Source organism: Rhodomicrobium udaipurense JA643, from assembly GCF_000636015.1.
Lineage (GTDB): Bacteria > Pseudomonadota > Alphaproteobacteria > Rhizobiales > Rhodomicrobiaceae > Rhodomicrobium > Rhodomicrobium udaipurense.
Map to the genome: position 1 here is coordinate 1 of NZ_JFZJ01000124.1, position 8,950 is coordinate 8,950.

10 protein-coding genes, 1 tRNA gene and 1 pseudogene are annotated in these 8,950 nt (G+C 59.5%); 8 read left to right on the plus strand and 4 right to left on the minus strand.

The window, feature by feature from the left end; translation table 11 throughout:
• The first annotated feature begins 210 nt into the window (after window positions 1-210).
• A complete protein-coding gene (locus tag T281_RS18885; RefSeq protein ID WP_155955264.1) occupies window positions 211-468 on the plus strand; it encodes a hypothetical protein in 258 nt (85 codons plus the stop codon).
• A 237-nt stretch (window positions 469-705) separates the two neighbouring features.
• Here T281_RS18885 and T281_RS14190 read toward each other — a convergent pair whose 3' ends face one another.
• Genes T281_RS14190 through T281_RS14195 form a run of 3 tightly spaced genes read right to left on the minus strand, consistent with a single transcriptional unit; the run spans window position 706 to window position 2,908 of the window.
• On the minus strand, window positions 706-1,449 hold the full coding sequence (locus T281_RS14190) for a hypothetical protein (protein WP_155955265.1): 744 nt from the start codon (window positions 1,447-1,449) through the stop codon (window positions 706-708).
• Window positions 1,446-1,949, minus strand: coding sequence for a hypothetical protein (locus T281_RS18890; protein WP_155955266.1), 504 nt, complete (start codon window positions 1,947-1,949; stop codon window positions 1,446-1,448). Before T281_RS18890 ends, T281_RS14190 begins: the two co-directional genes overlap by 4 nt.
• An 11-nt stretch (window positions 1,950-1,960) precedes the next feature.
• Window positions 1,961-2,908: an IS1595 family transposase gene (locus T281_RS14195; RefSeq protein WP_037240617.1), complete on the minus strand. Its 948-nt coding sequence runs from the start codon at window positions 2,906-2,908 to the stop codon at window positions 1,961-1,963.
• 87 nt (window positions 2,909-2,995) lie between these two features.
• Here T281_RS14195 and T281_RS14200 point away from each other — a divergent pair.
• The 7 genes and pseudogenes from T281_RS14200 to T281_RS14230 all read left to right on the plus strand — a co-directional run.
• A pseudogene (locus T281_RS14200) lies at window positions 2,996-3,409 on the plus strand (bifunctional DNA primase/polymerase); the annotation flags it as partial.
• Window positions 3,406-3,744, plus strand: a complete 339-nt coding sequence (locus T281_RS14205) for a hypothetical protein (protein WP_037240622.1) — start codon at window positions 3,406-3,408, stop codon at window positions 3,742-3,744. The pseudogene T281_RS14200 and the gene T281_RS14205, both read left to right, overlap by 4 nt.
• Complete coding sequence (locus T281_RS14210) at window positions 3,656-4,384, plus strand: AAA family ATPase (protein ID WP_338053309.1); 729 nt, start codon at window positions 3,656-3,658, stop codon at window positions 4,382-4,384. Before T281_RS14205 ends, T281_RS14210 begins: the two co-directional genes overlap by 89 nt.
• A 96-nt stretch (window positions 4,385-4,480) precedes the next feature.
• Complete coding sequence (locus T281_RS14215) at window positions 4,481-4,870, plus strand: hypothetical protein (protein WP_037240628.1); 390 nt, start codon at window positions 4,481-4,483, stop codon at window positions 4,868-4,870.
• 228 nt (window positions 4,871-5,098) lie between these two features.
• The gene (locus tag T281_RS14220; protein WP_155955268.1) at window positions 5,099-5,749 is read left to right on the plus strand and encodes a hypothetical protein; all 651 of its coding nucleotides are present in this window, start codon (window positions 5,099-5,101) and stop codon (window positions 5,747-5,749) included.
• Window positions 5,750-6,069: 320 nt separating this feature from the next.
• On the plus strand, window positions 6,070-6,588 hold the full coding sequence (locus T281_RS14225; RefSeq protein ID WP_037240634.1) for a hypothetical protein: 519 nt from the start codon (window positions 6,070-6,072) through the stop codon (window positions 6,586-6,588).
• Window positions 6,582-7,871 (plus strand): hypothetical protein, encoded by a 1,290-nt coding sequence (locus tag T281_RS14230; protein ID WP_037240638.1) that lies wholly within the window; start codon window positions 6,582-6,584, stop codon window positions 7,869-7,871. The genes T281_RS14225 and T281_RS14230 overlap by 7 nt, the downstream gene beginning before the upstream one ends.
• A 526-nt stretch (window positions 7,872-8,397) precedes the next feature.
• Here T281_RS14230 and T281_RS14235 read toward each other — a convergent pair.
• Window positions 8,398-8,474 (minus strand) — tRNA-His (locus T281_RS14235).
• Window positions 8,475-8,950 lie beyond the last annotated feature (476 nt).

The window sequence follows — 8,950 nt, forward strand, 5'->3', positions numbered from 1 at the left end:
CGCTGGCTCGAACCTTATCTGCGAACTTTCCCGGGGATCAACCGATGACGAACTGGAGCGCTGCCCAAGCGTGGCAGCGGCGGGGTTTCCGCGTCTTCCCGCTGGACCCCGCCACACGAAAACCGCTTCTCGAGGACGATTGTCGGCTTAACAAACCCATGCGAATCGGTTAGGTTTCGTCCTCAGTTTCAATAACGAAGGACTTGAATCATGAAACTGATTGAGACGACCATCACCGGAACCAGCGTGAGAATGCGCTACGCAGATCACGAAGACGCCGCCAAGGCCACGCAGTGGGTTGATTTTCAGGTTCCCATTTCTGAACTGCATTTGCCGTCAGAAACCGCCCTTGGCGATCCAGAGCCCCGATCTCTCGCATTAGTCCGCCTAGCAGCCCTTCGTTATGCGCGAGACGTAATAGGCTCCGAAACTCAGCGCCTTTCAAATCTTGTAAACCGTAGCTTCTGACAGCCCGCTTAAGCTCATCGCGAGCTGCGTCGTCAAGACTGTGCGACATTCCATTTCTCCAACAAAAAACCCGCCTATTTGGCGGGTTTGCGTTTCTGTTTCGGCTTCTCTGCCGGTTCTTCCTGTCGCGGTGGCGGAGCCTTCGCCACCTTCTTTACGATCTCGTCAAAAGCGGACTCGTCCTCGTCGCAGCCGAGCTCGCGGGCGGCATCTATGAAGCGTTTTGATTGTTCGCTTTTAAGCGGCGAGTTTTTGGAAGACATGTTGAGCCTTACTTAAAGCGACTGGCTGAGCCCCGACTTCAAGCAAGGCGAGGTCCGCCGAGTTCCAATCCTCAAGATCGTTAAAAACAATCCTTTGCACGAGACCTTTTTGCCCTGACTGCCGCAAGTCAATATGATGGACAATTGCAGAGTTTATAGACCCAGCCTCAGGCTTTACAGTATCAATAACAAGCCGATCCCTGCTGGGGAGGCGAACAACAAAATCGAACTTATGCGTCTTGTTGCTTTCGCCAGAGATTTTGACCTCGCGTTTCACGTTTGCGCCGAACTCATTTCGCAATATTCGGTCTAATCCTCCCGTCCAGTCTGGCTGCGACTTTGCCCGGAACATGGTCACGAGCGCTTTAGCAGCATCCCGTGAGGCCGAGGCCACGACCGCCACCATCGCTGCCACGTCTTCTATCGGGATACTACAAGAGTATATCCAGCCATTTTTACCGACATTAAGCCCCCAAGCACCTACTTGTTTCCTCAGGGTGGATATTAGCTTTTCAGGGTTGTCCGGTAAATTCCGCGCCTCGCTTATCGCCCCGCCGCCGTCAGAAACCACAGCGGTTTTTGGACCACTGTCGATGAATGCTGTAACGACGGTTCGAGAGGGATAGAGGCAGTGAGTGGCCACAACCACTGTGTTGCCCTCAACCATAGGTTGAGGCCACTTAGCAAGTTCACACTTAACCAATTCAGCCACGTTCATATCAATAGCTCATTTGGTAAATCTGGAACTTCTTTTCCGCATTCCACGTTGTGCTCGCCGCACACCCATCTGAATGTGTTTGGGAACCCCTTAAGATTCTGTGGTATCGGCACAGCCCAGCATAACGCATCCGGGAAGTTTTTTGAAGAGAAAAGCGATCGGTTAAGCGTCCAGCTATGGATATGAGATCCGTTTATCATCCCAAACGCCACGCCTTCCGGTAAAGGGTGGTGGTTGACATGCCAGACGGCATTTCCATAATCCACCCTAACAACTTCAACTTGATAGACGAAAGCTACTGAGAATTTTAGGCCGAATGGAGACGGATACTTATCTATTACCAATTTAATTGGGCATACTTCCCCGTTTATTTCAAGCGTCTGCAGATATCTTTGCTGCCCTTCGGTCTCAAAGCGAGGCCCCTTATTCCATTGAGCCTCCCCGGTCATCACTTTTTTCTCTGCCAGACATACATCGATCAAATCACGAAATTCAGTCATCGCGCTTCCCCTTATGCGGGCGCGTTAGCTCTTTCGTACTTTAATCGCTTCCCCTTAACTCCTTGCAAGGCTTTTTGCGCACGCTCCTCGTCGCCAATGCCGTTTGCAACGCGGTTGTTGTAACGGAAATCGAACTCCGCGAGATATCGGTGCAGGTGCTTTTCGGCGCAGTGCTGATAGGTGCCTTTCATGCCGCGCTTGAAGATCGAGAAATAGCCTTCCAGCGTGTTCACGTGGACGGAGCCGCGCACGTATTCTTCCTTCCCGTGCTCCACGGTGAAGTGGTGCTTAAACTCCTTGCCGATCTTGCGGTAAAGCGTGGCCTCGTCCGTCATCAGCATGCCCTCCTTCGAAAGGTTGGCATCAATGATGGGCTTGATGTTGGCCGTGTCCGCCTTCTCGATGGCGAAGCTGCGCACTTCACCGCCGCGCTCAACGAGGCTGAGAGCCGCCATCTTGTGACCGTAGCCGCGCTTCTTCTCAGCGCCTTCCTTCTTGCCGAGAAAGGTTTCGTCCGCTTCCACGATGGAGCCAGGGCCACCCATCGGGGCAAGGCTTCCGCTCCGCATCGCTTCGCGAATGCGGTGGCTCATGAACCAAGCCGCCTCATAGGTGATTTCAAGGACGCGGTGGAGCTGGTGCGAGCTGATGCCCTTCTTGCTGGCGCAAAGAAGGTGGATCGCCTGCAACCACTTATGCAGCGGGATATGCGAGCTTTCGAAGATCGTGTTGACGCGGACCGTGAACTGCTTCCGGCAATGGCCGCACTTTTTCAAGCCGTGACGGACAACGCCTTCCGGGTTCTTCTTCGAAGGCTTGGAGCGGACGCCTTCCAGAACATAGATGCGATCCTTGCCGCCGCAGAAGGGGCAGACCGGACCTTCCGGCCAAAGAAGACCTTCCACCTTCTTGAAGGCGGCTTCTTCGTCGTGGAAATGGGCTTTGCTGAGAACCGACATGGCTAAATTCCGTATCTATTTGATACGTAATCTAAACCGCTAGAGTGGGTTTGTCAACCGTATAATCGCCTTCTCGAGGGGTGGCAACACGAGGCCACCCAAGACCCCGCAGTCGCGGTTGACTGGTGGATTCGTTGGCCGGACGCCGGCATAGGTGTTGCGACCGGGCGGGGCGTCCATGTGCTGGACGTGGACGTGAAGAACGATGCACCGGGCGTCGATTCCCTTATCGAACTCGGATTGCCTTTCGACACGCTGACCGTTCGCACGCCAAGCGGCGGGTGGCACCTCTACTACGCGTCCGACACGGAATTCTGCAATTCCGTGGGCTTGCTGCCCGGTATCGACTTCAAGAGCGCTGGCGGCATGGTGCTGGGGCCCGGCACGACCACCCACAAGGGCGTTTATGAAGTCCTGCATGATCTTTGCCGCTTGCTCCGCTCCCCCCTGCCCTGGCGGCCCGCCTGCGCACGGCTGATGAGGTCCGCGAGCTTAGGGTGAGATCCGAACTCGACGCTCCCCGCGAAATCGCTGCGGCGGCCGCGTGGCTCGCGAGTGATGCTCCGCCGACGATACAGGGCTGTGGCGGCGACAATCAGACCTTCAAGATCGCCGCGGAGCTCGTGCGCGACCGCGCATTGACCCCTGAAACCGCACTTGACTTGATGCTTGAGCATTACAACCCCCGCTGCGAACCCCCTTGGTTGCCCGCCGATCTGCACAAGAAAGTTCACAGCGCAGCCGGAAGTGCGCGAGGCGACATCGGCACGAAGACGGCGGAGGGGATGTTCGGCGGGGTTGTGGCGGTGCCACCCCGCGCCTGCGGCGGCTGCTAGTCAATCCCGCCGCTTCCCCTTGATTTTTGCGTCGGAGATGCGGCCAAACCTGACGACGAACTGGCTTATCAAAAACCTCATACCGCGAACGGGCTTTGGAACGATCTATGGACAGCCAGCGGCTGGGAAGACGTTCGTCGCTCTTCACGCGGCCCTGCATATCGCTTCGGGCACGTCATATGCGGGACACAAGGTTTCGCGTGCCGGGGTGGTTTACATCGCCGCCGAGGGACAGGGCGGCTTCATCAACCGTGTGTGGGCGGCGATGAAAGCTCTGGAGCTCAATCCCGCGCAGTCCCTATTCGCGGTTATCACTGTCGCCCCAAATTTGGGAGCTGCGAACGGCGAAGTTGCGGAACTGATTCAGGATATCGAAGCGCAGACGGAAGCCGCCGGATGGAAACCCGGCGTGGTCATCATCGACACGCTGGCGAAGGTCACGCAGGGCGCTGACGAGAACAGCTCGCAGGGGATGGAACCTTTATTGCGAATGCGGGAGAACTCGGGGGGCAACTCGGGGCGGTCGTGCATCACGCTGGCAAGGACGATGCGAGAGGGATGCGCGGATGGTCCGGCCTGCATGCCGCCACCGATTTCGAATGGGAAGTGGTTGACAGCGACGATGGGCACCGTGTCGTAGTCCGAAAAAACAAGGACAGCGAGCGGAGCGCGGGCATCGGGCATCGGCTGGCCGTTCGAACTCTCCCCGGTATGTGTCGGTCATGACGGCGACCCCGTGACGACGCTCACGGTGAATATCACAGGCAAGCCTGAGCGCGGCGTGGAGGGCGCGCGCCGAAAAGCGGCGTCACAGTTCGACAAGGCGTTTCAAGCCGCTAGGGTGGCCCCAGGCTCGCCGGTGACGATCATCGACGGCAAGCAGGTTGATGGTGCTGTGCTGCGTGCCGATGTCATGTCGCACTATCAGCGCCTTTTCGGTTCCGACGATGAAGGGACGGGGCAAGAGAATGCGAAACGCGCGTTGAACCGCGCATGCGGGCCAAAGGGCGCCTACCGCAAAGGAAGTGATGCGGCCGGCGGTGAATGGGTTTGGCGTGTAACAAATGCTGACGTACCACCCCCCGGGTTTCCGCACCCCATCCGACTGCCGCAATTGCTCAATTAGCTCGGAATTCTAACTTGGGCGGGACAGCGCGCCGGACGGTCGGGACATCGGGACATCCCTATAGGGATTTGTCCCGTCTGTCCCGGTTTAGCCGTCCTCCGGGACAAGGGACACATCGGGACATGTCCCGCCTTATCCCGATGTCCCGCGCAAATCTGCTCAGAAAAATTCGGGATTTACGACCTACCATAAGTGAGCACACGAAACCAAACTCAAGGTTGTATCGTCATGGATTTTAGCAGATTTACGCGGGAGGGTGGTCTTAAGCCCCGAAGGGCGGTGCTGGACGACTGCTTCGCGCTCGACGTTCGCGCTTGGGAGCGGGAAGGCAAGCTGATCCCGCGAACGGCTTTCCGGGTGGAATGGCCTGAGCGCAGCGCCTTCCTGGGCGTATCCGTGGACGCGGAAGGCGTAGTGCTTCTCTTCAAGCGCCTGGGCGACGGCTATGAGGCTTTGCCCATCGCGGAAGAACGCTTGCGGGTGGTCCGCATGCCCACACCGTTCGGCGGGGCACATACGCGCTTCATTTGCCCGGACTGCGAGCGGCGCGTGTGGAAGCTCTTCGCTCATGAAGTCACGTTCCGGTGCCAGCGGTGCCTTGGCCTGCGGCGCTTGTCGGGCATCGTGAGCAAGCGCGAGCGCAAGGCGATGAGGCTCGAAAAGATCGATGCGAAACTTCGCATCTTTCCTGGGCTCCCGGTTGCCTTTGTCACAAGGAAACCGCCTCGCATGTCGCTTCGGATCTTCCGCAAGCTTCGGGACGAGAAAGCCGCCCTTGAAGCCGAAGGCGTCACGCGTCGGATTGGACACGGCCTTGCAGCGTCCCCTAACATTCTCGAAGTCAACGAGAGAATCAAACGCATGAAGGGCGCAAATTGATCGCACTAACGCGTCGGACCACTACTTCAGGGCCCTGAAACGAAAAAGCGCATAACGCACAACGCGCAAGATGCGCCCTCAAGATATGCGTGAACTTTATACAGAACTGAATTATATAGTACTCAAATATTTCTTGGATTTTTCGAGTATATGGTTCAGAGAATCCACGCCCCGGACGGTTCTATTGTCGAGTTTCCGGGAACCATGTCGGATGACGATATCGTGGCCGTGATGCGCCGCGAATATCCGTCCCGCAGCAGCAGGGCGGCTCTCAGCGCGTTCAAGCCCCAGACGGAAGCATCATCAATTTCCCCGACGATATGTCGGAAGCCGAGATCGACGCGGCGATGGTAAAGCAATATCCGCCCACGCCCGAGCAAGCCGAACAACGGCGCTTGCGCGAAGGCGGGGCGCCGTACAGCGCTGAGCTCGGCAAGTATCTGACGTCGGAGGAAGCGCAGGCGCGCAGCCGCGAAACCACCGTGAGCATGAACGCGGCGCAGAACAACCGCGAGCAGAGCGGCACCTTGCAGGGGCTGCGCACACTGTTCCGCCACGCAACTTTCGGCTGGGGACCCGACATCACGGCGGGTGCCACCTCGGCGCTCACGGGCGAAGACGCGCAGCTGCGCGAGGACATCGAGCGCCGCCAGGACGATCTGAACGCGCAAGAACACCCCGTGCGCAATGCTGTTCTCTCGGGGCTCGGCACCGCCGCAGGGGTGGCAGGAACGGCGGTACGGCCGCAGGCCCGCTCATCGAGGCTGCCGGAACACAGCTCGCCCGCATCCCGGCTGTCACCTCCGCGGGGCGCCAGCTTGCGCGCAACGCCATGCTGACCGGACAGGCTGCGCCTACCACCCTCGGGACGGCCGCAGCCACTTCCGCGTTCGTCGGCGCGCCGATCGGAGCGAGCGAGCGCATGGCCGAACAGGGCGTGAGTTTGGGGAACGCGGGCGAGGGCGCGCTTAACGGCGCCGTCGGCGGGGCTGTAGGCGGCGCGGCTCTCCACGGGGCCGCTGGCGTAATCGGCCCTTGGGCCACCTGGCAGGCTCAAACGCTCATCGACGCCGGCGTGCCTTTGACGCCGGGCCAGACACTGGGCGGGATCGCGCAGCGTGCTGAAAGCTCGCTTACAAGCGCCCCGTTGGCTGGCGGTTTTATTCGCAACGAAATGCTTCGCTCGACCGAGGGCTTGAACCGGGTGGCTGCAAATCGCGCCCTCACGCCCATCGGCGAGGAACTCCCGCAAGGTGTCGCCTTAGGTCACGATGCCGTGGATTATGTTTTTGACCGGCTGGGGCAACGGTATGACGATGTTCTAAACCGCATCAGCGTCAACGCGGGGGAGTTTGCACCCGTCCGTTCGACCTGGGCGACCAACACCGCCCGTATCGTGAACGATGCGCAGGCCGCGGGCGTGCTGCAATACCTGAACGACCTTATCGACAACGTGAACCAACGTTTGGCAGGCAGCGTGCCCCATGGCGGCCGCGACGTACCCGGCGAAGTGCTCAAGCGGGTGGAAAGTTCGCTTTCGAGCGAGAGCCGTGCGCTACGGCGCTCGCCGGACGTGAGTGTGAGCCAGGTTGCGCCCTTTATTGACGATCTTCGCGGCGAACTTCGCTTCGCCGTGCAGCGATCCAATCCGAACGACGCTCGCGAGCTTCAGGCGATCAACCGGGGCTATGCCGTCGCCGCGATCCTTCGGCGCGCGGCGAACTCAGCGGGCACTCAGCAAGGGGTTGCATCGGCCTCGCAACTCGCTCGGGCGGTGCGTGCGCAGGACTCTTCAGCAGGCGGCTCGCGCTTCGCGCGGGGGATGCGCTTCTGCAAGACATCGCAACGCCTGCGGCGTCGGTCATGCGCACGCTCAACGATAGCGGCACGCCCGAGCGATCGGCACTGCTCGGACTGCTCGGACTGCTCGGACTGCTTGGCGGTGGGGCGATGTTCGGCGCCCCCACACCCTTGCTTGCGGCGGGCGCTGCACTCCCGGCCATCTATAACCCGGTCTCTGGCGCCGCCTTCCGCCGCTTGGCCGCAGGCGCTCCGTCCGCCCGCAACGCGATCGCCGGGGCCGTCCGCGACGATCTACCCGTGTATGTCGCGCCTGGGGTAGCTCCGGGGATCGGCGATTGGGCGCGCAACACCTTCCTTGAGGATGCCCGATGAACGATAAACAGCACGCGGCGGCCAGAGCGCTGGCCGATGCCGTCCGGCATCATCTTCACATGCGCTAGGTCGCGGAAGCGCAGCGCCTCGTTCCGCCACTGCAACGCCGAGGGCAACAGCAAACGGCCGGCGCACCCCGAAGCGGTCCACCCGCTGGTGTGTTCTCCAAGGCACCCCCGCCGGTCGATCCCACGCAGACTTTCGCCGCGCGCAACCGGCCGCGCAACGCCATGTTGAAAGATTGAACCTCACTGCTGCTTGCACGCCAGCGGTTATCGCTTTCGGCCGCACGATTCGTTTGTGCCTATTCAATAAGCCTGCGGAGTTGCGGGAGGGGTGGCGCCACCGGCTCGACGCAGCCAAGATGCAGCGCCCAAGCCGCGAATTTTTCCACGGTGCCTACACAGTGCCTATTTTTTCGAGGGCTTGCTTTGAGAGGGTGGCAAAAAAGCTGCCTAACCCCTTGATTTTATTGGTACCGCTGCCCCGGCTCGAACGGGGGACCCCCAGATCCACAATCTGGTGCTCTAACCAACTGAGCTACAGCGGCGAAGGAGTGCGCAATAAACAGGGTTTCGTTGCAAAATTCAAGGCGTGATTTGCATTTGACTGCGACGAAAAGGGCGGCGTGTCAACGCGCGGCGGCTGAGAGGAAAAAACCGAAGAACCCGCGCCGCCGATCATCGCAAAGGCGAGGCGCGTTCAGAATAACCGCGCATTCGAATCGGCGACCGCCGTCCGCGCCTCGACTCGAAAGAGGCGAACGCGAGATAGCAAACGATCTCATCGAACAAGGGAGAATAAGGCCGGGCGATTCGACCGGCCTTCACGCGATCGGAGACTGTCCGCGTTTTGTTGAAGCAGCGATCTTCCGCCGTTTCTTGACGCGACTAGTGCATTGCATTTGATGCTCACCGCGGGTGGCATCGTCATCAATACAAAATTTGAAACTGCACTAGAATTGATTGGTTGCCAGTGCACTTGAGGCGCATGCGTTCTGCTGGAGAGCGTGCAGCAATGTGGTGC

Bases quoted from the DNA above. Each gene is read 5' to 3' on its own strand.
- T281_RS18885 (WP_155955264.1), top strand. From the start codon at position 211: ATGAAACTGATTGAGACGACCATCACCGGAACCAGCGTGAGAATGCGC.
- T281_RS14190 (WP_155955265.1), bottom strand. From the start codon at position 1,449: ATGAACGTGGCTGAATTGGTTAAGTGTGAACTTGCTAAGTGGCCTCAA.
- T281_RS18890 (WP_155955266.1), bottom strand. From the start codon at position 1,949: ATGACTGAATTTCGTGATTTGATCGATGTATGTCTGGCAGAGAAAAAA.
- T281_RS14195 (WP_037240617.1), bottom strand. From the start codon at position 2,908: ATGTCGGTTCTCAGCAAAGCCCATTTCCACGACGAAGAAGCCGCCTTC.
- T281_RS14220 (WP_155955268.1), top strand. From the start codon at position 5,099: ATGGATTTTAGCAGATTTACGCGGGAGGGTGGTCTTAAGCCCCGAAGG.
- T281_RS14225 (WP_037240634.1), top strand. From the start codon at position 6,070: ATGTCGGAAGCCGAGATCGACGCGGCGATGGTAAAGCAATATCCGCCC.
- T281_RS14230 (WP_037240638.1), top strand. From the start codon at position 6,582: ATGCTGACCGGACAGGCTGCGCCTACCACCCTCGGGACGGCCGCAGCC.